The sequence below is a fragment of the Hymenobacter terricola genome (assembly GCF_017921975.2).
Lineage (GTDB): Bacteria > Bacteroidota > Bacteroidia > Cytophagales > Hymenobacteraceae > Hymenobacter > Hymenobacter terricola.
Genome location: NZ_JAGEMO020000018.1, coordinates 84,700 through 110,557 on the forward strand (window position 1 = coordinate 84,700; position 25,858 = coordinate 110,557).

22 protein-coding genes are annotated in these 25,858 nt (G+C 64.1%); 13 read left to right on the plus strand and 9 right to left on the minus strand.

The window, feature by feature from the left end; all coding sequences use genetic code 11:
• Positions 1–197: 197 nt before the first annotated feature.
• The 3 genes from J4G38_RS14495 (at position 198) to J4G38_RS14505 (ending at position 2,932) form a co-directional block, all read left to right on the plus strand.
• Positions 198–1,142 carry a T9SS type A sorting domain-containing protein gene (locus J4G38_RS14495; protein WP_210518563.1) on the plus strand — a complete coding sequence of 315 codons (945 nt, stop codon included), beginning with the start codon at positions 198–200 and terminating at the stop codon, positions 1,140–1,142.
• A gap of 238 nt (positions 1,143–1,380) precedes the next feature.
• Entirely contained in the window at positions 1,381–2,295 is a 915-nt protein-coding gene (locus J4G38_RS14500) for a T9SS type A sorting domain-containing protein (RefSeq protein ID WP_210518565.1), read from the plus strand.
• A gap of 88 nt (positions 2,296–2,383) precedes the next feature.
• Entirely contained in the window at positions 2,384–2,932 is a 549-nt protein-coding gene (locus J4G38_RS14505; RefSeq protein WP_210518567.1) for a cupin domain-containing protein, read from the plus strand.
• A 28-nt stretch (positions 2,933–2,960) separates the two neighbouring features.
• Here the strand turns inward: J4G38_RS14505 and J4G38_RS14510 are convergent, their stop codons facing one another.
• The 4 genes from J4G38_RS14510 to J4G38_RS14525 all read right to left on the minus strand — a co-directional run bounded on the left by J4G38_RS14510 (position 2,961) and on the right by J4G38_RS14525 (position 6,501).
• Positions 2,961–4,184 (minus strand): serine hydrolase, encoded by a 1,224-nt coding sequence (locus J4G38_RS14510; protein ID WP_210518569.1) that lies wholly within the window; start codon positions 4,182–4,184, stop codon positions 2,961–2,963.
• Positions 4,184–5,299 (minus strand): mandelate racemase/muconate lactonizing enzyme family protein, encoded by a 1,116-nt coding sequence (locus J4G38_RS14515; RefSeq protein ID WP_210518570.1) that lies wholly within the window; start codon positions 5,297–5,299, stop codon positions 4,184–4,186. Before J4G38_RS14515 ends, J4G38_RS14510 begins: the two co-directional genes overlap by 1 nt.
• Positions 5,300–5,500: 201 nt before the next feature.
• Complete coding sequence (locus J4G38_RS14520; protein WP_210518572.1) at positions 5,501–6,187, minus strand: outer membrane beta-barrel protein; 687 nt, start codon at positions 6,185–6,187, stop codon at positions 5,501–5,503.
• Positions 6,188–6,276: 89 nt separating this feature from the next.
• Positions 6,277–6,501, minus strand: a complete 225-nt coding sequence (locus J4G38_RS14525) for a hypothetical protein (protein ID WP_210518574.1) — start codon at positions 6,499–6,501, stop codon at positions 6,277–6,279.
• Positions 6,502–6,864: 363 nt separating this feature from the next.
• On the opposite strand from J4G38_RS14525, the gene J4G38_RS14530 reads away from it, so the two are divergent.
• Positions 6,865–7,554, plus strand: coding sequence for a hypothetical protein (locus J4G38_RS14530; RefSeq protein WP_210518576.1), 690 nt, complete (start codon positions 6,865–6,867; stop codon positions 7,552–7,554).
• A gap of 584 nt (positions 7,555–8,138) precedes the next feature.
• Here the strand turns inward: J4G38_RS14530 and J4G38_RS14535 are convergent.
• The gene (locus tag J4G38_RS14535) at positions 8,139–10,640 is read right to left on the minus strand and encodes a glycoside hydrolase family 31 protein (protein WP_210518578.1); all 2,502 of its coding nucleotides are present in this window, start codon (positions 10,638–10,640) and stop codon (positions 8,139–8,141) included.
• Positions 10,641–10,862: 222 nt separating this feature from the next.
• On the opposite strand from J4G38_RS14535, the gene J4G38_RS14540 reads away from it, so the two are divergent.
• From J4G38_RS14540 to J4G38_RS14565, 6 genes are all read left to right on the plus strand, one after another.
• Positions 10,863–12,221, plus strand: a complete 1,359-nt coding sequence (locus J4G38_RS14540; RefSeq protein WP_210518580.1) for a glycosyltransferase — start codon at positions 10,863–10,865, stop codon at positions 12,219–12,221.
• 113 nt (positions 12,222–12,334) lie between these two features.
• A complete protein-coding gene (locus J4G38_RS14545; RefSeq protein ID WP_226163431.1) occupies positions 12,335–12,976 on the plus strand; it encodes an REP-associated tyrosine transposase in 642 nt (213 codons plus the stop codon).
• Between the two features lie 61 nt (positions 12,977–13,037).
• Entirely contained in the window at positions 13,038–13,508 is a 471-nt protein-coding gene (locus J4G38_RS14550) for a YdeI/OmpD-associated family protein (protein WP_210518582.1), read from the plus strand.
• A gap of 183 nt (positions 13,509–13,691) precedes the next feature.
• Positions 13,692–15,578, plus strand: coding sequence for an alpha-amylase family glycosyl hydrolase (locus J4G38_RS14555; RefSeq protein WP_210518584.1), 1,887 nt, complete (start codon positions 13,692–13,694; stop codon positions 15,576–15,578).
• Between the two features lie 709 nt (positions 15,579–16,287).
• Positions 16,288–16,968: a metal-dependent hydrolase gene (locus tag J4G38_RS14560; protein ID WP_210518586.1), complete on the plus strand. Its 681-nt coding sequence runs from the start codon at positions 16,288–16,290 to the stop codon at positions 16,966–16,968.
• 66 nt (positions 16,969–17,034) lie between these two features.
• The gene (locus J4G38_RS14565; protein ID WP_210518588.1) at positions 17,035–17,271 is read left to right on the plus strand and encodes a cyclomaltodextrinase C-terminal domain-containing protein; all 237 of its coding nucleotides are present in this window, start codon (positions 17,035–17,037) and stop codon (positions 17,269–17,271) included.
• Positions 17,272–17,417: 146 nt separating this feature from the next.
• Here the strand turns inward: J4G38_RS14565 and J4G38_RS14570 are convergent, their stop codons facing one another.
• The gene (locus J4G38_RS14570) at positions 17,418–19,463 is read right to left on the minus strand and encodes an alpha amylase C-terminal domain-containing protein (protein ID WP_210518590.1); all 2,046 of its coding nucleotides are present in this window, start codon (positions 19,461–19,463) and stop codon (positions 17,418–17,420) included.
• A 148-nt stretch (positions 19,464–19,611) separates the two neighbouring features.
• Between J4G38_RS14570 and ggt the strand changes: the two genes are divergently transcribed.
• Complete coding sequence (ggt, locus tag J4G38_RS14575) at positions 19,612–21,363, plus strand: gamma-glutamyltransferase (RefSeq protein ID WP_210518592.1); 1,752 nt, start codon at positions 19,612–19,614, stop codon at positions 21,361–21,363.
• A 113-nt stretch (positions 21,364–21,476) separates the two neighbouring features.
• Here the strand turns inward: ggt and J4G38_RS14580 are convergent, their stop codons facing one another.
• From J4G38_RS14580 to J4G38_RS14590, 3 genes are read right to left on the minus strand one after another with little or no spacing between them, the layout of a single operon-like run.
• Complete coding sequence (locus J4G38_RS14580) at positions 21,477–22,352, minus strand: SDR family oxidoreductase (protein WP_210518594.1); 876 nt, start codon at positions 22,350–22,352, stop codon at positions 21,477–21,479.
• On the minus strand, positions 22,345–23,349 hold the full coding sequence (locus tag J4G38_RS14585) for an NAD-dependent epimerase/dehydratase family protein (RefSeq protein WP_210518596.1): 1,005 nt from the start codon (positions 23,347–23,349) through the stop codon (positions 22,345–22,347). The genes J4G38_RS14580 and J4G38_RS14585 overlap by 8 nt, the downstream gene beginning before the upstream one ends.
• Positions 23,349–24,041, minus strand: a complete 693-nt coding sequence (locus J4G38_RS14590; protein WP_210518599.1) for a TIGR04283 family arsenosugar biosynthesis glycosyltransferase — start codon at positions 24,039–24,041, stop codon at positions 23,349–23,351. The genes J4G38_RS14585 and J4G38_RS14590 overlap by 1 nt, the downstream gene beginning before the upstream one ends.
• 234 nt (positions 24,042–24,275) lie before the next feature.
• Here J4G38_RS14590 and J4G38_RS14595 point away from each other — a divergent pair, with 234 nt between their 5' ends.
• Both J4G38_RS14595 and J4G38_RS14600 read left to right on the plus strand, forming a co-directional pair.
• Positions 24,276–25,085 (plus strand): DUF547 domain-containing protein, encoded by an 810-nt coding sequence (locus J4G38_RS14595; protein ID WP_210518601.1) that lies wholly within the window; start codon positions 24,276–24,278, stop codon positions 25,083–25,085.
• Positions 25,086–25,106: 21 nt separating this feature from the next.
• Positions 25,107–25,739, plus strand: a complete 633-nt coding sequence (locus J4G38_RS14600) for a DUF6134 family protein (protein WP_226163432.1) — start codon at positions 25,107–25,109, stop codon at positions 25,737–25,739.
• Positions 25,740–25,858: the final 119 nt, after the last annotated feature.

Here is a 25,858-nt window from a genome sequence, read left to right on the forward strand (position 1 = left end):
CTGACAACCCGTTTACTTTTGGCTGACTGCCCGGCCCGCAGGTGCGATGCCCGGTGGCTTTGCAAGCCTAGTTTGGGTATAGACGTCGGTAAAAACCAGGTTTCTGTCGTTTTAAGCGGCTTTTTGGGGGTGAATGCGGGTATCTTTGGGGCGTACTGTCGTACACATTACCTCACTTTCTTCCCCTTTTTAAGCTTATGAGAGCTTTTACCCGTATTGCGCTGGCCCTGGTGGCCGGCACCGGCCTGGCTGCTTCAGCCCAGGGCCAGGCCCTTCCCAACCTCAACCTCGAAACCTGGACGCAGCGGACTACCGCCGTGGGCACGGGCGTGGAGGCGCCCCAAAACTGGCAGACGACCGACGACTTGTACGGCGACTTTTTTGGGTCTTTGCCAAACAGCACGACCACCGTTTCCAAAACGACCGACGCCCACGGCGGCACGTATGCGGCCCTGCTGACCAACAAGCTCTACACGCTCCAGGGCGCTTCGGCTACGCTGCCGGGCATTATGGCGCTGGGCAGCCAGATTAATTTCTCGTCCGACGGCGCCGAGATTACCGGGGTTCCCTACACCAGCCGGCCCACCCAAATCCAGTTCTACTACAAGCTGACGGGGGCGGCGGCGGCCAGCGACTCGGCGGCCATCTTCTTCTCGCTCACGCACAACGTGGCCGGCAGCACCCAGGAAGTAGCTTTCCGGGGCGTGCTGCTGCCACCGGTAGCTACCTACACGCTGGTCACGCTGCCCATCACCTACTCCAGCGCCGCCGCGCCCGATTCGGTACACCTTACCTTCCTTTCCAGCAACACGAGCCACCCCACGGTGGGCACGCAGCTGTTTGTGGATGACGTGACCATCGGCACCGTCACGGCCACCCGCAACGCCGAGCTGCAAGCCGCCGTGAGCGTGGCGCCCAACCCCAGCACCGACGGCCGCTTCACGCTGAACACCACCCAGCCCGCCCTGCTGGCCGCCCCCTTCACCGTGACCGATGCCACCGGCCGCGTGGTGCTGCAAGGCCCCAAAGCCAGCCCCGCCGCCCTGCGCGAAGTTGCCCTGGGCGACCAGGCCGCCGGCCTCTACACCCTGCAGCTGCACACCGAGCAAGGCACGGTGGTGCAAAAACTGGTGGTGAAATAAGCCCGCCCACCCCTCTTCCAGCGTTGCCAACGGCCGCCCCTCGGGGTGGCCGTTTTGGTTTTGGGCGGCCCCGGGGAATCGGCCCGCAGTCCCGGGCCGGTGGCTGAATCGAGCCTTTAGACCACTGTTCAAGCTACAATTAAATATTAAATTTAATATATCTTTATAGGACGCCGGCAAGCGGGTGCGTTTGCCCTGGCGGGGCCCTGGCACTGCCTCACCCTTTCTTCCCTGTCTCATGAAAACAACTATCCACCTCCTGCGCCTCCTGGTGGCCGGCGCGGGCCTATTGGGCGCCGCCCCGGCCCCGGCCCAAACTTTTCCCAACAGCAACCTCGAAACGTGGGTGACGCGCAACGGCCGGGAGGTGCCGTCCAACTGGCTGACCACCGACGACTTCATCGGTGGCATTTTTCCCACGGGCACGGTGACGAAAACCACGGTGGCGCACGGAGGCTCTTTTGCGGCCCAGCTGCAGACGCAGGCCGTGGCGGGCGTTGCTCAGTTTCCCGGCATCCTCATCCTGGGCACCACCCTCAACCGCAGTTTTACCGGGCTGGGCGGCGTGCCATTCACGGGCCGGCCCCGGAGCTTGCAGTTTTATTACGAGCTCAGCGGCACGCAGGCCCTGGCCGATTCGGCGGCCATGTACGTGCTGCTCACCCGCCGGGTGAATGGCGCGGCCACCCTCGTGGCCGGCGCCAGCTACGTGTTTTCGGTCCCGGCCGCCAGCTATGCCCCGGTCACTTTGCCGCTGCAATACACTTCGGGGCTGGCCCCCGATTCGGTATCGATGGTCTTTATTTCGGGCAATTCCCGGACCGTGACCACGGGCACCACGCTGCGGATTGACGATATTTCCTTCACTGGCACGGCCACGGCCACCCGCGACGCGGCCCTGAGCGCCGCCCTCACCGCCTTCCCCAACCCCAGCCCCGACGGCCGCTACCAGCTCAGCAGCGCCGAGCCCGACTTGCTGGCCGCGCCCCTCGCCGTGCTCGACGCCACCGGCCGCGTGGTACTGCGCGAAGCCGCTCCGCCCAGGGCCGCCGCCCCCACCCGCTCCCTCGATTTGAGCGCCCTGCCGGCCGGCCTCTACACCATACAGATTTTTACCCCCAGCGGCACCGTGACGCAAAAGCTGGCGCGCTAAGCCACCCGGCCGCCTGCGGGCGCGGCGGGCACCCGCCGGACAATGTACCCCACCCGATAACCTTCCATCTTACTGACTTGCCTACGCGATGAAACGCCGTGCATTCCTGGCTTTGCCGCTGCTTTTGCCCGCAGTACCGGGGCTGGAAAACCTGCTGCTGGCCGCCCCAGGCCCAACCAAAGGCGTGAAAGTGGACGCCGGGCAAGACCGGTTCGGGCAAAGCTTCACGTATTTGGGGGCCCGCTTCGAGTTGAAGGTGTCGGGCCAGGACACCAACGGCGGCATGAGCATCTACGACACGACCCGCTTCGAAAAGATTGGGCCCCTGCTGCACACCCACACCAACCTCAACGAGTGGTTTTTTGTGACGGGCGGCGAATTCAAGTTTCAGGTGGGCACCGAGCTGTTTCGGCTGAAGGCGGGCGATTCGCTCTTTGGCCCGCTCGGCGTGCCCCACGCCTTCGTCAAAACCAGCGAGGAACCCGGCCGGCTCATCATCCTGCACCAGCCCGCCGGCACCATGGAAGCGTATTTTCTGGAAGCGCGCCAGCTGAAGGACCCCACCCCGGCCGAGCGCGAAGCCCTGCTGCGCAAGCACAGCATGATTCCCGCCGGCCCGCGCCTCACCCCCGACTAACGCCTGGGCGCCCGGCCGGCGCTCCGGCCTACCGCCGCCGCTCCGCTTCGTACACGCGGCGGCCCAGGTCGCGCAGAAAGGGCAGGCCGATGGCGTCGTACTCGTACTTGTCGTCGTTCAGCACGCCGTCGGCGTTCACATACAGCACGGCGCTGAGCAGGAATTCCACGCCGTTGGCGCGGTCTTCCACGTAGGCGTTGTCGATGAGAAAGCCGTAGGCCTGGCCGATTTTATTGAACGCCCGCACGCCCGGCGGCAACGGCGCGAGGCCGCCCCCGCCCAGCAGGAATTTGGCGTAGGTATCCGGGAAATGCGCCCTGTCGTAGCGCGGGTGGATGCTTTCGCCCGGCGGCTGCGACAGAGCGGCGCGCAGCAGCGCATAATCGTCGGGCTGGAGGCGCAGACGCTCGGCCGGCGGCACGGTTTCGGGAAAGAGCACGGCCCGGAGCAGGCGCTGCAAGTCGGGCAGCGAAAACGTATTCCGCTGGCCGAAATCCATGGGCTTATTTACTACTTCGGTGCCCTTCACGTAGGCTCGCCCGATGCTTTCATCGCGCAGAGTCAGCCGGGGCCAGGGGCCGGCGTAGTACCCGGCCGGCTGCTGGTAAAGCAGCTGCGTGGCGGTGGTATCGGCGTAGAAAGCCACGGGGTTGGTGTGGCGGCTGGCGGGCTCCTGGTCGCCCACGGCCAGGCGGTGCAGCAGGCGGCTGTGGCGCAGGCCGAGACGCTGCAGTTCGCGGTTCAGCTCTTCGGGGCCCACAAATTCGTAGAGGCGATTGAAGGCGTCGTTGTCGCTCACGAGTAGGGCTTTGCGCACGTAGTTGGCCAGCGTGGGCCGGCCGCTGGCGCTGCTGGTGTCGCGCCGCACCGGCGTCTGGCCCGCGAAGGCGGAGTCCGTGAGCATCACCGATTCCGGCATGAGGCCGGGGATTTTTTCGGTTAAAGCCCGCAGCTTTTGCAGGGCCAGGGCGGCGGCGGCCAGCTTCACGGCGCTGGCGGGGTAGAAGTATTCGCGGGGCCGCAGCCGGTAGCCGTAGCTCCGGAAATGCGGCGTGCCGGCCGCGTCGCGCCGGATGCGGGTGTACAAAAGTTGCAGGTGGTACGGGCCGGGGTGGGCCAGCACGCGGCCCAGGCCGGTGGTGTCGTGCCGCAACAGCTGCCGCAGCGGATTCGGCAGCAGCTGCGCCGCCACCGGCCCGGCCAGCAGCGCCAGCGCCCCCGATAGCAGCAGTCGAATCCAGGCCCGCCTCATCAGAAATGCACCTGCTCGGCGTGGTGCAGGTAGGCTTCGTCGATGGTGGCGCCCAGGCCCGGCGTGGTGGGCACCGCCACCACGCCGCCGGCTTGGTATTGAATGCCGCCCACCACGGGGTCCTCTGCGAACATGAGCGGGGTGTCGAAATCGCAGTACCGGATGGCGTCGTTGGTGAGGGCGAGGTGGGCGGCGGCGGTCATGCCCAGGCGCGATTCGAGGAAGCCGCCCACTTGCAGCTTCATGCCGGCGGCCTGGCCCAGGCGCGCCACTTTCTGGGCCCGGTGGAAGCCCGACGACTTGCCCAGCTTGACGTTGAGCAGCCGGCAGGCCCGCAGCTGAATGAGCCGGGCCGCGTCGTGCTCGTCGCCGCAGCTTTCATCGGCCATGATGGGAATGGGCGAGGACGCCGACACCCGGCTCAGCTCCATGAAATGCTGGCGCAGGATGGGCTCCTCGCAATGCTCAATGTCGAATTCGCCCAGGGCTTGCAGCACGGCAATGGCGTTGCTGGCCGTGTGCCAGCCCTGGTTGGCATCGATGCGCAGCGCGTGCGTGGGCCCTATGCCGTCCCGAATGGCCCGGATGCGGGCCACGTCCGCCGCCAGGCTGCCCCCCAGCTTCACCTTGATGGCCGGGAAGCCCTCCTGCTGAAAGCGCGTGGCATCGGCCTGCATCTTATCGGGCGGGCCGAAGCTCACGGTCATGTCGGTGGTCAGGACTTTGCGGTTATTCCCGCCCAGAAACTCATAAATCGGCAGGCCCGCATGCTGGGCCGCAATGTCGTGCAGGGCAATGTCGAAGGCACTTTTGATGCTGCTGTTGCCGTAGATGATGCGGTCCATCTCGGCCAGCGCCCCGGCCAGGTCCAGGGCGTCGCGGCCCTTGAGGGCGGGCGCAAAATACTGCGCCACGATGAAGGCCGTATCCACGCTCTCCCCGTTGATGGTGAGAAAAGGGCTGCTTTCGCCGTAGCCGGTGTGGCCGTCGGCCGTGCGAATGACCACCACGATGTTCTGCACCGCGTGCAGCGGCCCGAGGGAAATCACGAACGGCTCGCGCAGCGGCACAAGCAGCTTGTAGATACTGATGGCTTGGATGGTGGTGCCGGGCATGGGAACGAAAGGCTAGGCTGCAAATGACGGGGCCCGAACGGAATAAGCAAGTAACCTGGCTACCCAAAGTTGCGGACGAGCCGCAGCGCGGCGACAGGTTTGTAGCCAACCCTGCATTCCGCATCCTGCTGGCCCTGCTGGCGTGCGTCACAGACGCGCGCCAGCAGGGCGGGGAACACCGACATACCAATCCCACCGGAGCTACCCGGCCCGGCGCGCATTGAAGTGGTAGCGCAGGCCAATCCCGGCCCCCGGCTGCACCTGCCAGTGGTAGTAGTCGCGCGCGTTGAGGTACCAGTTGTTGGTGGCCTCGGCCGTAAGCTCCAGATGGGGCGTGAGGGTGAAACCCACGCTCAGCCCCCCCGTGATGTACCCGTTTTTCGCCCGTAAGTCAAGCTCGGTCTGAGTGGTGGGCTGGCCGGTCACGGTGTTGTTGTTTTCATAGTGATAGTGGTGTAGCAACACCGTGGCCCCCAGCAGGGCATCGAGGTGCAGGCGGTGCGCGGGCTGGCGGGCCAGCCGGAAGCGCAGCAGCAGCGGCACCGCCGCATTAAAATACGTGTCGGTTTGGGCGTAGGTAAACGGCTGCCCGGCGTTGTTTATCCCGCTGAAGCTGTCCGCATGCGACTGGCTGCGCTGCATGTAGCCGCCCTGCACCGCCAGATGCGGCGTAATCTGATAGCCCAGATACCCATACAAGGGCCCAATGGTGCCCTCCTGGGCCGTGAAGACCGAGGTGGTGGCAAAGGTCTGAAAGGCGGCCAGCCCGCCAACATACCACCGGTAGCCTGGTGCCGGACCGGCCCCGGCAGCCTCCTGTGCCCGGGCGCCGAAGCTCAACGCACCCAGCAATAATGCACCGGACCACACGCGTGAAAAAGTAGCCATAACGGGGGTAGCCGGGGAATAGACGGCCGCCCGTAGTATCGCCGCCCCCGGTCTTTTATTGCGTGGCTATTCGCTTTTTTCCTTCCGCCTCAGAGGTAGCTGGTGTGGCCGGGCAGGCGGCCGAAACGGTAGCGGAAGCCCAGCCCGACGGTGGGCGCCAGGGCCGGCCCACCGGTGGCCGCGCCGCTGGTGTAGCAGCGCTGGTTCAGGGCGGCTTCCACCAGCACATCGGCCCCCGGCCCCACGTTGCCCATTCTGGGGGCGCGGCGGCCGACGGCGGGCGGGGGCCGGGCCCACCCCGACACCCCGCCCACCCCTCCGAACCCCCAAAAGACCTTACGCTGAGCGTCCGGAGGGATACGCTGAGTGTCCGGAGGCGTGCGCTGAGTGGTCGGAGGCGTGCGCTGAGTGTCCGGAGGCGTGCGCTGAGTGGTCGGAAGCGTGCGCTGAGTGGTCGGAAGCGTGCGCTGAGCATTCGGAGGCGTGCGCTGAGCATTCGGAGGCATGCACGCAGCGTTTAGCCGAATGCGCCGAGCCGGCGGAGGGATGCGCCGGCCGATTAATGGGCCGCGCGGCTCGGGCGGAGCCAAATGCGAAACATTTCGCTACCTTGGACATACCTCCGGCTGCGGTTGGGGCTAGTTGTCTATCCCAGTACCCCTTTTTCCTTTTTGCTGATGCGCCAAACGCAACCCACGCCCCTCTTCAACATGGCCCAGAGCGAGCTGATTAAAACCAGTTTCGACAAACACGGCTACCTCGTGCGCGACGCCGCCGAGCTGGCCCCGCGCGGCGTCGATGCCCCGCGCGTGGCCGCCTTCGACAAGCAGCGCCAGGACTTCGAGGCCCTGCCCACCGACATCGAGCTCGATGCCGCCAGGCAGAACACCACCCTCGCCAAAGACAAGGTGCAGACCCAGGCCGTGACGGAGCTGCAAGCCATCATGGGCATCGTGGGCACGGTGCACGACGTGCGCTCGGCCAGCTACAAGATGTTCGGGAGCGCCGGCCTCACCAATGGCCCCGCCTCCGACCTCTACGTGGGCCTGCTGCGGGTGGTGCGCGTGGGCCGTGCCCACCTGGCCGAATTCGCCGCCAAGGGCCTCACCGCCGCCATGCTGGATACGCTGGCCGCTTCGGCCACCGAGTTTCTGGACCGCCTGGGCAAGCAGCAGGACGCCGAAGCCGCCCGGGGCCGCGCCGCCGACGGCCGCATCCTGGCCGGCAACGCCCTCTACACCGAGCTTATCGACCTCTGCGGCATCGCCAAGGCCCTCTACGCCACCACCGACGCCCGCAAATACGCCGACTACGTGGTGACGGATGCGCCCGCGCCGGGCGGGGGAGCGGTGCCGCCCAAGGTGTAGTTTCGGGGTCGATTGGAAGGAAACAGGGCACCCCGTGGGGTGCCCTGTTGTGGTTTCACCTGATTGGAGCATCCACACTATCATTCCCTACTTGACTTACCCATATTGAATCCATATCGCAGGCCCACCTCATAGCCATAATTCACCTTTCGGGCATTTGCGGCATAGTCCGGGGCAGTTAGGTTGCGGTTAGCAGTGGCTTGCACCAGCAGGTCGAGATTAGACGCCAGGCGATAGAATGGGGTACGTGGTGGAAGTAACCAAAAAGACCTGCGCCCCATATTCAACCCCCAGGTAATACCGATATCGCGGCACAAGCTTCCGGCTGCCGTGCGCCGAGGTAGCTGCATTATCAGCAGCGACTGGCGCATTCTGTGCAGCGCAATGGCTGATTGGCCGTGCGAATATAAGCAAGCCAAGTAGTACACATCTGTTCGTAAAACCTTTGCCGTACATTATCAATGGGCTTTAGCGCAGAAATAAAGCAACTGCCCCCCTGCTGGCCCCTGCTGGCGCGCGCCAGCAGGGGGACGCGCGCCAGCAGGAGGTCCCAAGATGGCGCGGAGTACGCCCCCGCGCCATCGTTAGGCTACCGGCACGGCGTCACCAACGGGGGCCGGCAGCTTTTTAACGGCGGGCGCGGGCGGCGGCACCACGTTCACGCGCACCTCGCCAAAGCCCACGCCCACCACGAGGCTGGGCAGGGTGAGGCCGGTTTCCAGGGTGGCCTCGGTCACGACGGCGGGCTGGCCGTCGGCGGTGACGGTGATGGGGCCGGCCACGCCGTGCAGCACCACGCGGTAGGTGCCGTAGCTGGGCCGGTAGTCGCCTTCGATGGCCTGGGTGAGCACCAAATCGGTAGCCGAGCCGGTGACGGTGAAGCGGCGCACGGTGCGCTGGCCTTCGCGGTAGGCGTAGCCCTCGCCGCCGTCGTCGTAGTGCACGCTTTCGGCCCGGCCGTTTTTGTAATACACGTGCAGGGTGAGCTCCTCGATGACTTTTTCGCCCACGTATTGCAGCACGGGCTGCATGGTGACCACGGCCCCGGCTTTCACGAAGAGCGGAATGCGGGTGAGGTCGGCGTTGGCCCACACTTCGGCGCCGCCGGCGGTGGGCGCGTCGGTCCAGTAGTAGAACCAGTCGCCGCGGGGCAGGTACATCCAGCGGCCTTCGGCGCCGGGCTGGGTGATGGGGCAGACCAGCAGGTTGTCGCCGAGGCCGAATTCGGCCATGCGCAGGTAGGTTTCGGTGTCGTTCTGGTCGAGGAAGGTGAGCGGGCGCAGCATGGGCTTGCCTTCGGTGGCGTACTGCCAGAAAGCGGTGTACATGTAGGGCAGCAGGCGGTAGCGCAGCTCGATGAACGAGCGCACGATGTCGGTCACGGCATCGCCGAAGCTCCAGGGCTCCTGGTCGCCGTGGTCGCCGGAGGAATGGGTGCGAAAGAACGGGTGGAAGGCCCCCAGCGCAATCCAGCGGGCATAGAGCTCGCCGGTGGGCGTATCCACAAAGCCGCCGATATCGGACCCGATGAAGCTGAAGCCCGAGATGCTCAGGCGCTGGCACTGGATGTTGGCCAGCCAGAGGTGCTCCCAGGAAGCAATGTTGTCGCCGGTCCAGCCGGAGGAGTAGCGCTGGCCGCCGCTGTAGGTGCTGCGCGTGATGGTGAACGGCCGGTTGGGGTAGCTGTACTTCTTCACGCCATCATTGGTGGCGCGGGCCATCTGCATGCCGTAGATGTTGTGGGCCTTCTGGTGCGAGGCCGAGTGGCCGTCGTAATCGAAGCGGACATCGGGCGGGAAGGTGCCTTTTTCGAACACCGCCGGCTCGTTCATGTCGTTCCACACGCCGCGCACGCCAATGTCCTGCACCAGCTCCTTGAAGAGGCCCGCCCACCACTCGCGCACCCGGGGCGCGGTGAAATCGGGGAAGTTGCAGAGGCCGGGCCACACCGAGCCTTTCATCAGCGGGCCATCGGCGCGGCGGCAGAAGTAATCGTTGGCAATGCCCTCCTGGTACACCGGGTACTCGGGGTCAATCTTGATGCCGGGGTCGATGATGACGATGGTTTTGAAGCCGTCCTCGGCCAGTTCCTGCACCATGCGCTTGGGCTCGGGGAAGTGCGTTTTGCTCCACGTAAAGCAGCGGTAGCCCTCCATGTAGTCGATGTCGAGGTAGAGGGCATCGCAGGGAATCTGGCGGTCGCGCAGGCCGCTGGCAATTTCCTTCACGTTGCTCTCCGGGAAGTAGCTCCACTTGCACTGGTGGTAGCCCAGCGTCCAGAGCGGCGGCAGCTCGGGCGGGCAGGTGAGCAGGGTGTATTCCTGGGTCACCTCCATCAGCGTGGGGCCGTAGATGAAGTAGTAGTTCAGCTCGCCGCCCTGGGCCCAGAAGCTGGTCACGTCGGCCCGCTCGGCCGCAAAGTCGAAGCTGGCCTTGAAGGTGTTATCGAAGAAAATGCCGTGGGCAATTTTCTGGTGCAGCACGTGGTAGAACGGGATGTTCTTGTAGAGCGGGTCGGAGCCCTTCACGTAGCCGTAGGTATCGGAGCCCCAGTTGGTGAAGCGCTTGCCGCGCAGGTTCATGTTGTCGGGCTTGTCGCCGAGGCCGTAGTAGTGCACGCCGGCGGGCACCTGCTTGCTCATCTTCACGATGTCGTTGCCGGTGTCGTAGTCGTACTCCCAGTGGAAGCCCTTTTCGTCGTCGCTGAGGATGGTGCCGGAGCGGTCGAGCACGCGGGCCTTCAGGTTTTCCTTCTGGATGATGCAGATGAGGCGGGCCGTGGTGAGGCGGTAGTGGTCGGGCTTTTCGCGGAACTCCACCATGGCGGGCTCCTGCCGGGCGGTGGCATCGGCGGGCACGGCGTAGGAAAAGTCGGACGAGAGCGGCCCATCGGTGAGGTAGCGGAAGCGCAGAATCTTATCACTGAGCACGTGCAGCAGCAAGCGCACACCGTTCTGGCAATTAAAAAGGAAGCGGTGGCCGTCGAGCTCATCGGCCCGAATAATTTCGCCGGGATAATGTTCCTGGTGGCTTTTGGCCGCCAGGTCGTTCACCATGTAGTTATTTTCCTGAATCGTGGTATCCATAAATTAATTCTAAGCAAAAGGCAAAACGCTCCGTTAAATCGGGCAAAAAAAGACCGGCCACGCCGGTTAAGTGAAGGTTGAGTACGCAAGTTACTTTTTTCTGGTCCGGCCGAACCGGATTTTTTGCCAAGATATGGGCCGGATGGCGTAGCATTGAGGATTGATTGGCCGCCCAGCCGCCATAAGCGCAGCCAGGGGCTATATTTAGTTTCCCCACCCCCCATGACCCTGCCCGAATTTTCCGTTTTGCTGCTGGCGTGGGATGATGCTGACCCCAATGTGGTGGTGCTCGGTGGCTCGGCCCTGCTCCCCACCCTGCCGCTGGTGTACCAGATGGCCGCGCAGCAGCCCGTGCTGGCCGTGTATCCGCACCTGCCCCCCGGCGAAGCTACCGGGCCGGGCCGGGCCGCTATCATACCCCAGGCAGCACCTGCGCCTACCGCCGAACCTACCACCGGCCCTAAAACGACCATAACGGAGGCCGCAACTCCTCCCCAAGCGCCCATTGGCGCCCTGGATACGGCCGTGGCCATGCCCGGCGTGCGCCTGTTGCCCAGCCCGGCAGCCGTTGCCAAAACCATGGCCGTGCCGCAACCGACATCCCGCCTCGTGGGCCTCGATGACCTGACGCCGGTCAGTCCCGCGCCGCTGCAAACGGCGCGGCGGCCGCCCGTTGCCAGCCTGCGCAGCCAGCCAGCGGCGGCCGCCCGCAGCCAGTGGCCCACCGGCAAGCACGCGCCGCCCACGGCAAGCTGGCAGGCCCCGGCCGCGCCGTACGCTGGCTCGGCGGAAGCCCGGTATTTCCCGCCACCCCCGCCTGCTCCACCCCGCCCCGCCGGATTTACCGAGCCGGTGGCAGCCGGTCTGGCCACCCAAACGCAGCCCGCCGCGCTACCTGTTCGGCCAAGGAGCGCAACTATACTACGGCCTAATGGGCGACCGCAGGCTGGCGACCTGCGCTTCGACCCCGACCCGGAATTGCCCCGCGTGCACCACCCCGAAGCATTCGACGAGCCCACCGAGGAAGTAGGCCCCGCCGAAGCCAACGACATTTCGGCCCCGGAAGACGACCTCCTGCCCGATGAGCCTGCCCCGGCGCCCGAAGCCCCGGTAGCCGTTGCGCCCGCTGTTCCGGCTCCGGTTCCGACCCCGGTTCCGGCCGCTGAGCCGGCCGCGCCTGTGGTGCGGAAGCCCGCGCCGGAGGGGCTGAACTTCCGCATGATTCAGTACGCCCGCCGGGCGGCCCAGCTGGTGCAGGGCCGCGCCGATTTCGGGGTGATTTATGCCCCAAACTGGCCGGCGTGGCTGGCGGCGCTCGAAATCCGCAACAGCTCCGGCCAGCCACTGGTGCTGTACGCGGCCAGCCTGGCGGCCGACCTGCCCGACCCGGCCGAGCACGGCTGGCAGCTGGAAATGGAACGGATGACCATGCGCCGGGCCACGCTCATTCTGGTGCCCGACGTGGCCGTGCGCCGCCGCCTGCACCAGCTGTACGGCAACGCCATTGGCGAAGTGCGCGTGGTGGCCGCCACTGACGAGGATGCCGTGCAGCGCGTGTTGCGCGAAGTAGCCATCTGGTAAGCGCCCCCGGCCGCAGTTTAGCGCGAAGCGCATAACTGCTGGCCTGCCGATGGGGCGGGTTTGCAACTCGCTGCCGCAAAGCGGCAACCCCGCCAGCCCTACTTTTTATCAACATGGCCTGCCCCATTCACAACCAGGAAGGCCTCTACTTCATCACCTGCACGGTGGTCGAATGGGTTGACGTCTTCACCCGCCCGCTCTACAAAGACCTTATTATCGACAGCCTGCGCTACTGCCAGCGCCACAAAGGCCGGGAGCCATTCGCGTATTGCCTGATGGCCAACCACCTGCACCTGATAGCTCGCGCCGCTGAAAACCACGTCTTGTCCGATATCATGCGGGATTTCAAGAAACGCACGGCCAAGGGAGCCTTTCGGGCGCTCCACACCAATCAGCAGGAAAGCCGGCGGGGCTGGCTGGAATGGATTCTGCACAAGCAAGGCGAATTTAACCCGCGTAATACCCGCATTCAGCTTTGGCAGCAGCCCAGCCACAACGTAGAGCGGCAATCGGAAGCCATGACGCGGCAGAAGCTGGAATACATCCACCAGAACCCGGTGCGGGCCGGAATTTGCTATCGGGCCGAGGATTATGTGCATTCTTCGGCGGCATTTTATGCGGGCTTGGAGGCAGTGTTGGTGGTGGGGCGAGGAAATTTGGGCGGTGTAGTGGCGAGTCACAATCCCGCCCCACGGGGCGGCCCGCAGTTCGCTGCGCTTACACTGCGGCCAGCGGTGGCCGCCGCGCCGGATTGACCTGGAATTGGCTTCCTTTGTTCAGTCAAGCCATACTTTCTATTCTCAAAAGCCTCTTGCCATGCAGCCCGAACACGAATTTGAAGCCGTTTTAGAAGCCGGCGATGGCGATGGCGGCGTTTTCATCGTCCTCCCCTTTTCGGTGCCCGACGTTTACGGCACGCGGGGCCGGGTGCCCGTGCAGGCCACCTTCGACGGCTACCCCTACCAGGGCAGCGTCACGCCGCTGGGCGATGGGCACCACGCCCTGCATATGCTGAAGCAAATCCGCAAGGCCATCGACAAAACCATTGGCGACACGGTGCGCGTCACGCTTTCGCGCGACGTGGCAGAGCGCAAGATGGAAGCCCCCGCCGACCTGGCCGAAAAGCTGGCCGCCGAGCCCAACGCCGCCGCCTACTTCGCCAAGCTGGCCTACACCCACCAGCGCGAATATGTGCGCTGGCTCGAAGGCGCCAAAAAGCCCGAAACCCGCACCCGCCGCCTGGGCGAAATCGTAGAAATGCTGGCCCAGGGCCGCAAGCGCGGCTAGTTTTTTCTTGCCTGAATAACAGGCCGTCAGGCCGAGCGCAGCCGAGGCATCTCGCGTGCCACCACTAATTTAACTGGTCCAACGAAGCGAGCGAGATGCTTCGGCTGCGCTCGGCCTGACGTTCTAACATCAAACTCCTACCAAATTCCTCCATTGGTTTCCCACCCAACCATGCTCATTTCCATGAAGAAAAGTTACCTGTTGCTGCTCCTGTCGCTCCTGCTCCCAATGCTGGCGGGTGCGCAAGCCGTTGCCATCGACCGCGTGAACCCCACCAACTGGTGGGTGGGCATGAAAAACCCCAGCGTGCAGCTGCTCATCCACGGCCCCGGCGCGGGCACGCTGGCTTACACCATCAGCTACCCCGGCGTGAAGCTGGTGAAAACCAACACTGTCGAAAACCCAAATTATGCCTTTCTTGACCTCGTCATTGCGCCCACGGCCAAGCCCGGCAAGGTACAGATTGTTGGCAAAAAAGGCAGCCAGACCGTAGCCCACAGCTGGGAGATGCTGGCCCGCAACAACAGCCCCAAAGGCCAGGGCGTGACGGCGGCCGACTTCATATACCTGGCCATACCCGACCGGTTTGCCAACGGCGACCCGAGCAACGACAAGTTTGCCGACATGCGCGACCCGAACCTGGACCGCGCCAACCCGTTCTTCCGCCACGGCGGCGATTTGCAGGGCGCCGCCCAGCGCATCCCCTACCTCAAAGACCTGGGCGTGACGGCCGTATGGTTTACGCCGGTGCTCGAAAACAACCAGCCGCTCACCAACGAGGGCGGCACCATGCGCGCCTCCTACCACGGCTACGGCTTCACCGACCAGTATAACGTGGACCGGCGCCTCGGCGGCAACGCGGCCTACAAAAGCTACGTGCAGCAGGCCCACGCCGCCGGCCTGAAAGTGGTGCAGGACGCCGTGTACAACCACGTGGGCAACACGCACTGGATTTTGCAGGACCTGCCCATGAAAAGCTGGCTGCACCAGTGGCCCACCTACACCAACACCACCTACCGCTACACGCCCATCACGGACCCGCACGCCGCCCAAATCGACCGAAAAATCACGCTCGACGGCTGGTTCGTGCCCTTCCTGCCCGACCTCAACCAGCAGAACCCCTACGTGGCCAACTACCTGATTGAAAACGCCATCTGGTCGGTCGAGAACTTCGGCGTCGATGCCTGGCGCATCGACACCTACCTGTACAACGACCAGCCGTTTATGAACCGCTGCAACGCGGCGCTGCTGGCCGAGTACCCGCGCATCCACATTTTTGGCGAGTCGGCGGTGACCAATGTGGTGGACCAGGCCTACTACACCCGCAACAAAATTGACTTTCCCTTCAAGTCGAACCAGCCCGGCGGGCTCGATTTTGTGCTCGAAGGCGCCATGCTGGCCGGCCTGAAGGAAGCGGGCACGCCCGCCGCCACCGGCTGGGACGGCGGCCCGCAGCACCTCTACCAGACCCTGGCCCAAGACGTGGTGTACCAGGACCCCACCAAGCTGGTGACCTTCCTCGACAACCACGACCACGACCGGTACCTGTCCGTCATCGGCGACGACCTCGACAAGTATAAAATGGGCCTGACCTGGCTGCTCACCACCCGCGGCATCCCGAGCATGTACTACGGCACCGAAATCCTGATGAAGAACTTCAAGGACCCCACCGATGCCGAGGTGCGCAGGGATTTCCCCGGCGGGTGGCCCGGCGACAAGGAGGACAAATTCACCGCCGCCGGCCGCACCGCCCGCGAGAACGAGGCTTTTGATTTCGTAAAAAAACTGGCCACCTACCGCCGCGGCCACCCGGTGCTGCACGACGGCAAGCTGATGCAGTACCTGCCCGAAAATGGCCTCTACGTGTACTTCCGCTACGATGCCACGGGAACGGTAATGGTGGCCTCGAATGGCACCGACAAGCCGGCCACGCTGCCCACGGCCCGTTTCTCGGAGCGCCTGAGCGGCTTCACAAAAGCCCGGAATGTGATGACGGGCGAGAGCCTGGGCAACCTGGCAACGCTGCAACTGCCCGCCAAAACCGCCGTGGTGCTGGAGCTGGGGAAGTAGCCCCGAATAGAATGCCGAAGCTGTTTAAAAAGTCAGCCGGTCATGCTGCGACCAGCTCAGCACGGCGCACTTTTTTAGTTTCCCCAACTTTTTAAACAGCTTCCCCAACAAACGACGCCAGCACAAGAGGCCAGTAACAACGCTGAACGGCAACACCCGGCCCGGGCTACCGCACGCCCAATCAATTCGATGTTTACCTTCAACTCACGCTCCAACGCTGTCCGGCTTACCCAGACCTTCTTGGAATGCCAACCATTGAGCAACAAGCCATTGGCAAAATAGCTATTTGAATGCCTGCGTAAAAAGGCCTGCGTCGATAACGTTTACCAAGGTATGAATCAGCCAATCTGTCTATTAAAAAGTGCTGATTATCCATTTCAATCGACTCAGGCCGCCCCCAATTTTACGCACCTCATCCATCATCAGCCGTCTAAGTGCCATGGCGCATGCACTTGCGTATTTCCTGCTCCCCTCCTGCCTGGGTGTGGGAATGGCTTTGCACGTCTCCGCGCAACCATCAGTGCACGATGTGCGCGGAGCAGCACCCGTGGTGCCGCGGGCTTCGGAGCCTGCCGCCGCCCCTCATTGAGTGGGAACCTGGACGTGGGGAGTGCCCGCTTGTAGCAAGCCCAACGATTTTGGCCGGCAAAGCGGCCCAGTCATTTAACCCTCGAAAAGGGTTCTGGACCACTTTTAAATTGTCGCAAAAATGGACATCACTTATTACGGCCACTCCTGCTTCCTGGTCGTGGCCGGGGGCAAGCGTCTCCTGTTCGACCCCTTTATTTCGGGCAATGAATTGGCCACGCACATCGATATTGAGGCGATTCAAGCCGATTACATTTTCGTGTCGCACGGTCATTTCGACCACATCCTCAATGTCGTAGCCATTGCCAACCGCACCGGCGCGCTGGTGCTGGCCGGCTGGGAGCTGTACAATTATTTCGGCGCGCAAGGGGTAAAGAATGTGCATCCAATAAATCCAGGAGGGCAATTCACCTTCGATTTTGGCACGGTCAAGGCGGTTATTGCCCAGCACTCCAGTAGCCTGCCCGATGGCAGCTATGCCGGCGTGGCCAGCGGGTTTTTGGTGCAAGCCAAGGAGGGCAACTTCTACTACAGCGGCGACACGGCCCTGACCCTGGATATGACCTTGATTCCGCAGTGGGCCGACCTGGACTTTGCCGTTTTGCCCATCGGCGATGTGTTGACGATGGGAGTGGATGAGGCCATTCAGGCGGCCGCCCTGGTTAAGGTTAAGCAAGTTATCGGGGTGCATTACGATACGTTCGAGTTTATTAAAATTGATAAAGCCGACGCCATGCAAAAGTTCGAAAAAGCCGGCCTGGCGTTGCATCTGCCCGCCATCGGGGCCAGCATTGTTCTGTAGGCTGCGCGGGCACTCACTCGGGCCGCGTAACGGCGCGGCCACCCCGCCCTGCACTCAGGTAAGCCGATGCAGGACCTGCCCGAAAACGGCCTCCACGTGTATTTCCGCTACGATGCCCACGGCACCGTGCGGGTAGCATCCAACGCCACCGACAAGCCCGCCAGCCTGCCGGCCGCCCGCTTCGTGGAGCGCCTGAGTGGCTTCAGCAAAGCGCGGAATGTGATGACGGACGAGAGCCTGGGCAGCTTAGCTACGCTACAATTGCCCGCCAAAACCGCCGTGGTGCTGGAGTTGGGGAAGTAGCGCAGGCGACAATTTAAGCGCAACGGCGAAGCGGCTGAGACCTCAATTCAATGCAATCGGCGTACGCGACACATAATTCATGCATTGCTACTGTTTAGCCATCCGTCTCTTCGCCCAGGCTGTGGCCAAAGGGCAGTCCGGATTCGCTACTCCCGCGCCAGCACCAGCGCCACCCGGCTCGGCACGTACAGGCTGAGCTGGTGCTCAAACGTCTCGTATTCGTAGCTTTCATCAGGCCGGTCGAAGCCGCCGAACTGGCTGTTGTCGGAGGACAGCACCACGCGGTATTTGCCTTCCTCCGTCACCCAGAAGCGGTAGTCGGTGAGGCTGCGCTCGACGTGGAAGTTGATGATGAACACCAGCCCGGCGCGCTCGAACGCCAGCACTTTGTTTTCCTCGTCCTCCTTGAGCAGCTTGGCGGGGCCGGCGGCCAGCAGGTGCCGGGCCTTGGCCAGGTGAATCATGGCCTTGTCGAACTCGCCCAGCTGGTGGTATTTCAGGTCGGGATTATCGGCCAGGTTCCATTGGCGGCGAGCGAAATGGTAGCTCCAGCCGTTGCCCTCGCGGGGGAAGTCGACCCACTCGGGATGGCCAAACTCGTTGCCGATGAACGTGAGGTAGCCCTCGCCGCCGGTGGCCAGCGTGACCAGCCGGATGATTTTGTGCAGCGCCACGCCACGGGCCGCGCCGGGGTCGGGGTCGCCGGCCTGCATGTGGGTGTAGATGCCGGCATCAACCAGCCAGTGCAACAGGGTTTTGTCGCCCACCAGGGCCTGGTCGTGGCTTTCGGCGTAGGCAATGGTTTTCTCGCCGGCGCGGCGGTTGGTGAGGGTGTACCACAGGTCGCCGAGGGGCCAGTTTTCGTCGGGCGTGTGCTTGAGCAGCTTAATCCAGAAGTCGGGAATGCCCATGGCCAGGCGGTAGTCGAAACCCACGCCGCCTTCCTTGATGGGCCGGCACAGGCCCGGCAGGCCGCTCATGTCCTCGGCAATCAGCAAAGAGCCTTTCTTAAACTCGTGGGCCAGCGTAGTGGCCAGCTGCAGGTAGAGAATGGCGTCCTCATCAGCCGACGGGCCGAAGTAGTTGTCGTAGTTCATGAAGGCCACGCCCTCGCCGTGGTGGTGGTAGAGCATGCTGGTCACGCCATCGAAACGGAAGCCGTCGAAGTGGAATTCTTCGAGCCAGTAACGCAGGTTGCTGAGCAGGAATTGCTGCACCTCGGGCCGGCCGTAGTCGAACAGCTTGCTGTCCCAGCCGGGGTGGTTGCCGCGCTCGCCCTTGTGGAAATAGAGATTGCCGGAGCCGTCGAAATCGGCCAGGCCCTCGGCCTCGTTTTTCACAGCGTGCGAGTGCACGATGTCGAGCAGCACCGCAATGCCGCGCCGGTGCGCTTCGTCGATGAGAAACTTCAGGTCCTCGGGCGCGCCAAAACGGGAGCTGGCGGCAAATAAATTGGCCACGTGGTAGCCGAACGAGCCGTAGTACGGGTGCTCCATCACGGCCATCAGCTGCACGGTGTTGTAGCCGTCGGCCTCGATGCGGGGCAGGATGTTTTCAGCAAACTCCCGGTAGGTGCCCACCCGGCCTTCCTCCGTCGCCATGCCCACGTGGGCCTCGTAAATGAGCGGTTCCGGCGCGGCGGTGGCCGTTTTGAACTTCTGGTCGGTCCAGACGAATGGGGTTTCGGGCCGCCACACCTGGCCGGCGTAGTCCTTGGTGTGCTCGTCCTGCACGGCGCGGCGCAGGGTGGCGGGCAGGCGGTCCTTGCCCTGGCCGTTGGCCACGACGTGCACCTTGTAGCGGCTGCCGTGGCTGAGGCGCTGGTCGTATTCCGCATCGGGCAAAAAGGCTTCCCACACCCCAAAATCAAGCTTGTGCAGCGGGTTGGCCTGCCGGTCCCAGCCATTGAAATCGCCGACGATTGATAGCGCATCGGCGCCGGGCGCCCACTCGCGGTACACCCAGCCGCCGCGGGCCGCGTCGTGGTTCAGGCCCAGCTGCTGGTGGGCGGTGGCGTAGTTCAGCAGCGAGCCGTGGTACTGTTCGATTTCGGCCAGGCGGGCTTGCAGGCGCTCCTGGCGCTGGCGCAACACAGGCTCGTAGGGAGCCAGCCAGGCGTCGTTTTTGACGAGGGTGAGCGGGGCCGGGCGGCGGGCCTTGGCGGCGGGAGCGGTGGGGTTCGTCTTGGCCATGATGCAGGGAAGGTTTACGTCAAATGTAACGAGCCGGCACGGCTGGTTGGGCAGAGGCCGCCACTGGCCGGCAATTCTACCTTGCTCAACGGCAATTCGGTAGTGCTGGTTAGCAATCGGCGGAAACGTAGCGTTAATTTGTTCGATGATGAAATACCGTCTACTCACCCTTCCGTTGGCGCTGCTGCTGGCCTGTTCGGCCGAGCGGCCGGTCACCTCTACCTCGCGCGCCTTTGAAGGGGCCCTGGCCACGCCAGTGCCCAAGGCCGCCGCGCCCAGGCTGGCCCACTACGCCATGGTGGTGTCGGCTCATCCCGAGGCTTCTAAAATTGGCACCCAGATACTTTTGCGCGGCGGCAATGCCTACGACGCGGCCGTGGCCGTGCAGTTTGCGCTGGCCGTGGCGCTGCCCGTGGCCGGCAACATCGGCGGCGGCGGCTTCCTGCTCTACCGCGACCGCAACGGCTCGGCCGGCAGCCTCGATTTCCGCGAAACGGCCCCGGTTGGCGCCACCCGCGATATGTACCTCGACAAGCAGGGCAACGTGATGCCGGGCCTGAGCACGGCCGGCACGCTGGCCGTGGGCACGCCCGGCACCGTGGCGGGCATGGTCACGCTGCACAAGCAGCTGGGCAAGCTTTCGTGGGCTACGCTGGTGCAGCCCGCCGTGGCCCTGGCCACCAGGGGCTTCCCGCTCACGGCCAAGGAAGCCGCCGGCCTGAACCGCACCCGCGCCGATTTCCAGAAGTACAACCCCGGCAACCCGCCCGCTTACCTGCGCCCCGGCGGCGGTGAGTGGCAGGCCGGCGACACCCTGCGCCTGCCCGAGCTGGCCCGCACCCTCACCCGCATTCGCGACCAGGGTCGGGCCGGGTTTTACAAGGGCGAAACCGCCCGCCTGCTGCTGGCCGAGATGAAGCGCGGCAACGGCCTCGTGAGCCAAACGGACCTGGACGGCTACCGGGCCAAATGGCGCGAGCCCCTGCGCGGCCGCTACCGCGACTACGACGTGATTACGATGCCGCCGCCCAGCTCCGGCGGCGTGGCCCTGCTGCAAATGCTGCAAATGCTGGAGCCGCTGGACCTGGCCCAGGCCGGCTACCACTCGCCCCTGGCCGTGCACTTCGTCACCGAAGCCGAGCGGCGCGTGTACGCCGACCGCGCCACCTACCTCGGCGACCCGGATTTTGGCCTCGTGCCCACCCAAAAGCTGCTGGATGTGGACTACAACCACCAGCGGGCCGGCTCTATGCGCTCGCGCGGCCGGGCCTCGGCCAGCGCCGATGTGACCGCCGGCACCAACCTGCCCGGCTACGAAAGCGACCAGACCACCCACTACAGCATCGTGGATGCCCTGGGCAATGCCGTGAGCTGCACCACCACCCTCAACGGCGCGTATGGCAGCCGCGTGGTGGTGCCCGGCGCCGGCTTTTTGCTCAATAATGAGATGGACGATTTCAGCGTGAAAGCCGGCGTACCCAACTCCTATGGCCTGGTGGGCGGCACCGCCAACGCCATTGGGCCCGGCAAGCGCATGCTCAGCAGCATGACGCCCACCATCCTCACGCGCAACGGCAAAGTGGCCCTGGTAACGGGCACGCCCGGCGGCAGCACCATCATTACCAGTGTCTTGCAGTCCATCATCGGCATTGTCGACTATGGCCTGAATGCCCAGCAGGTGGTGACCGCGCCCCGCCTGCACCACCAGTGGCTCCCCGACCAGATTGAGGTGGAAGCCGGGGCCCTGCTGCCCGCCGCGCAGGACACCCTCAAGGCCCGCGGCTACCACCTCAACCCGCACCTGCCCTGGGGCCGCCTCGACATCATTCACATCCTGCCCGACGGCACCCTGGAAGGCGGTGCTGACCCGCGGGGCGACGACACGGCCCTGGGATATTGACCCGCGCCGTTACCCAACCCAAAGAGCGTCAGGCAGCATTGCCCGACGCTCTTTTTTTGCCCAGCCCCAAGGCCAGCGATGTTCGACGGCGGCTTGATTTGCCTCAGCCGGCTTCACTCGTAAAAATTTCGCATCCGCCGGATGGTCGTCAGGACTACCCAGTCGCCGAGCCGGGGCATGAAATTGTGGACCAGCACAATGATGCGCCCCAGCGCCGAAATGACGGTGCGCGGCCGGCGCTTGCGGATGTGGCGCCGGATAATGTGGGCCACTTCGACCTGCGTTTTTTGCCAGCGCTGGGGGCGGTGCGCAATGGGCACGGGCTGCCCGGCCGCGTCCAGCACCCGCTTGTCGGCGTCGTTCTGGGTGAAGCCGATGTGCACCACGCCAAAATGAATGCCCGTGTGGGCCAGCTCCAGCCGCAGGGTGTGGGCCAGGTTGGCCACGGCCGCCTTGCCCGCGCAGTAGGCCGAGCCGCTGGGCATGCCGTTGAGGGCCGAAATGGAGGAGATGAACGTGACGCTGCCCCGCGTGCGGATAAGATGCGGCAGGGCAGCCTTGAGCGGAAACACCGAGCCGTACACGTTGCTGTCGAGCACCCGGCGAAACACGTCGGGCTGCATGTCGGCGAAGTAGGCACGCTGCGAAATACTGGCGTTGGTCACCAGAATATCGACCTGCCCGAAGGCCTGGATAGCGGCATCAACAAGCCGCTCGCAGGCGGCGTAGTCGGTCACGTCGGCCACGCAGCTGGCCACCGCGAAGCCGGCCGCCAACAGGCTTTGCCGGGTGTGTTCGAGGCGCTCGGCGTTGCGGCCGTTGAGCACAACGGCGGCCCCGCTCTCGCACAAGGCCCGGGCCGTTTCCCGGCCAATGCCCGACTCCGAACCCGTGACAATGGCCACTTTGCCCGCGAACGGCCCGGTATGCGCCAGCGGAGCCGGAATGGTGGCCGGCGAAGTACCGTTGAGCGGGTTCGAACTAGACATAGTGGTTGGTTTTGAACCAGTCGAAGGCCTCGGCAATGGCCTGGTCAATGGGGGTTTGGGGCAGGTGAAGTTCGCTGATTGCTTTCCGGGCGCTGAAATAATGGCCGTCGTTGGCCACGGCCACCATCGCTGAATTGAGCTGGGCAGGGCGACCGCTCAGCCGGGCCCACACGTCGCAGCCCCGGCCGTAGAGCCGGGCCAGCGCGGCCGGAATTGGCCAGCGCGGCATCGGCCCACCCATCGTGGCGGCCATCAACTGAAAAGCTTCCCGGTAGCTCAGGTCCTGGCTACCAAGAATATACGATTCACCCACGCGGCCCTGGGTGAGGGCGTTGACGGTGGCCACGGCCACGTCGCGGACGTGCACGTAGTTTTTGCCGCCGGCCGGATAGCCCGGCAGCTGGCCCCGGTACAGCTCCAGCAGCAGCGCGTTGGAAGTGGGTTTGGCATCGCCGGGCCCCAGCATGAACGTGGGATGCACCAGCACGGCCGGCAGCTGCTCCTGGGCCACTGCGCGCAGCACGGCAGCGGTGGCGGCCTGCTTACTGTCCATGTAATCAAGGCCGTAGCGCTGGCCGGCGTAGGGCCGGGTTTCGTCGCCGGGCGCCTGCCGGGTGCCGAAACCAAAAACATTGGCCGTGCCCACGTACACCAGCCGCTCGATGCCTGCTTGCCGGGCCAGCGCCAGCACGGCTTCGGTGCCGCCCAGGTTCACGGCCCCCACGGCGAGGTTGCGGGCGGGGTTCACCTGGGCCAGCGCCGCAGCGTGGATGATGGCCGAGCAGCCGTCGGCCGCGCCCATTAGGCTGGCTGGCTGCGTAATATCACCCTCCCGGATTTCTATGGGCAAGCTTGTCAGAGTGGGCAATGGGGAAGCCGCCGGCTGACTGCCGGGCCGGAGCAGCGCCCGCACCGGCAGCCCGCGCCGCCGCAATTCGGCCACGAGATGCCGCCCCAGAAAGCCGTTGGCACCGGTGACGAGGACGGGCTTCGCCATCAGCGGTAGTTGAGCATGGCTTTGTAGGTGCGCGCGATGCGGGCGGGCGACACCTTCAGGAAGAACAGCGAAAAGGCCGTCAGGTTGGCGATTTGAACCCGCAGCCAGCCGTTGGTTTCGTATTTGCGGGCCGATATCAGCACGTCATGCGGCACAATCAGGAAAAGGGCGGCCCGCCGGATGCGGATAATAATTTCGAAGTCCTCCATGATTACAAACCGCTCGTTGAAGCCGCCCAGCCGCTGAAACAGCACCTTGGTGATGAACAGCGTCTGGTCGCCCCCGCGGCTCATCAGGCCCTCAAACCGGGTGCCGAAGCTGTTGATGCGCAGCAACGGATGGCGCGAATCGAACCGAAACCGGTAGCAGCCCGCTTCATAGCCCCGCCCCACCGCCGCCCGAATGGTGGCCACGTAGCCGGGGTGAATGCCCACATCGGCGTGCACGAAATAGAGGATGTCGCCGGTGGCGTGCGCGGCGCCGTGGTTCATTTGGGCCGCCCGGCCGGGCCGGGGCGCCAGCAGCACCGTGGCCCCGGCCCGCCGGGCGGCGTCGGCCGTCCCGTCGGGACTGTGCGCGTCCACTACCAGTATCTCGACTTCGCGGCGGGGGTCGTACCGGCGCAGCTCCTGTACCAGCCGGGCAATGGTGGCCGCTTCGTTGAAGGTGGGGATGATAACGCTGAAGGACATGAATAGAAACGGTGCGAACGCACAAAAATGGCTGCTTTTTTGGCATTCCCGGCGGCGCCCGGCCACCGGCGGCCAGTTGAAGCCCAAAGCCGTATTTGCCGGCCGCTGAGCCCCATTCCGTGCCGGCAGCAGCTGGCTCAACAAGCAGGCCCTGGCTCCCTTACGAGAAAGCCCGCGCGTTGAGTTTGCCGCCGCAACATCTATTCTGCTGCGGTCCCGCGTATATTCCCAGCAATGAACACCATCCGCCGAACTACCCGCAACGCCTTCGTGGCTTTAAGCGCCTGCACGATAGCGACTTTACTGGCTTTTACGACACCTGCTACCGCGCCGGCCGCTCGCCCGGCACACGTAGTCACTACCGCCGCCGTAGACCATAGCGCCTACGATAAGCTGTTGAAAAAACACGTCAACGACAAAGGCCTGGTGAACTACAAGGGCTTTAAGGCCGACGAGAAGGCGTTCAACCAATACCTGGATATGCTGAGCAAGAACCCGCCCGCCGCCAGCTGGACCCGGCCCGAGCAAATGGCTTACTGGATAAACGCCTACAACGCCTTCACCATTCGCCTGATTCTGGACCATTACCCGGTGAGCAGCATCAAGGACATCGGCTCAAAAATCAAGATTCCGTTCGTGACCACGCCCTGGGCAGCCAAGTTTTTCAGCATCGGCGGCAACAAGATGAGCCTGGACGAAATCGAGCACGGCACGCTGCGCAAGAAGTACAACGACCCGCGCATCCACTTTGCGCTGGTGTGCGCGTCCGTGTCGTGCCCGCGCCTGCGCGCCGAAGCCTACACCGCCGCCAAGCTCGAAAATCAACTCGATGACCAAGGCCACGACTTCCTGAACAACCCGGCCAAAAACAACGTCCACAAAGACGCCGCTCAGCTTTCGAAGTACTTCGACTGGTACAAAGGTGACTGGAACGACAACGGCCAGTCGGTGGTGAAATGGGTCAATAAATACTCAACGACCAAGATTGACAACAGCACCAACATCTCCTTCCAGACCTACAATTGGAACCTGAATGAGCAGTAAGCACCGCCCCGGCGGCCAGCCATGCGGCGGCGCGTAGGCCCCCGCCACCTGCTCTGGCTGGCGGGCCTGGGGCCCGCCGCCGGGCAGGCCCAACCCGCCAAACCAACGGCCCTCGCTACCCGCCGCTACGCCATTGAAGTGGCCGGCATCCGGGTGGGCACCATGACGGCCACCCGCCAGCCCCAGCCGGGCACCCCCGACGTGACGTTCACGCTCACCAGCGACGTGAAGGTAAATTTCCTGGTGTACCATCTCAAGGTTTACTACCAGGTAGTCAACCAGGTGCACAACGGCCAACTCCTGCTCTCGACGGTAGTGGCCCACACCAACCAGGGCGATTTCTCCTCCCGCACCGAATGGAAAGGCGACCATTACGACATCGTGGCCGACCAATACAAATACCAGCACCGCGCTACTGAGCCGCACCCCATCACCTACACGGTCACCAATTTATTCTTCGGCGAACCCACCAGCCAGCCCCGCGCTTTCGCGGAGTATTTCGGCGACTACTTCGCCCTCAGCCCGGCGGCAGCGGGCACCCACCGCGCCCAGCGCGACGGCCGCGAAGACGAGTACCAGTACACCAACGGCCAGCTGGTCACTATCATCAAAAAGAACTCAATCAAAAACTTCGTTATCAGGTGGCTGCCATAGGGCTCACCAACAAAAAAGGCCCCTCAGTGAGGGGCCTTTTTATTAAATTGGGCATCGCAATCGGCGAGCCCGGAATGCTTTAAGTTGTCAGTTATTAGTTGTTAACAGGCAGACGCCCC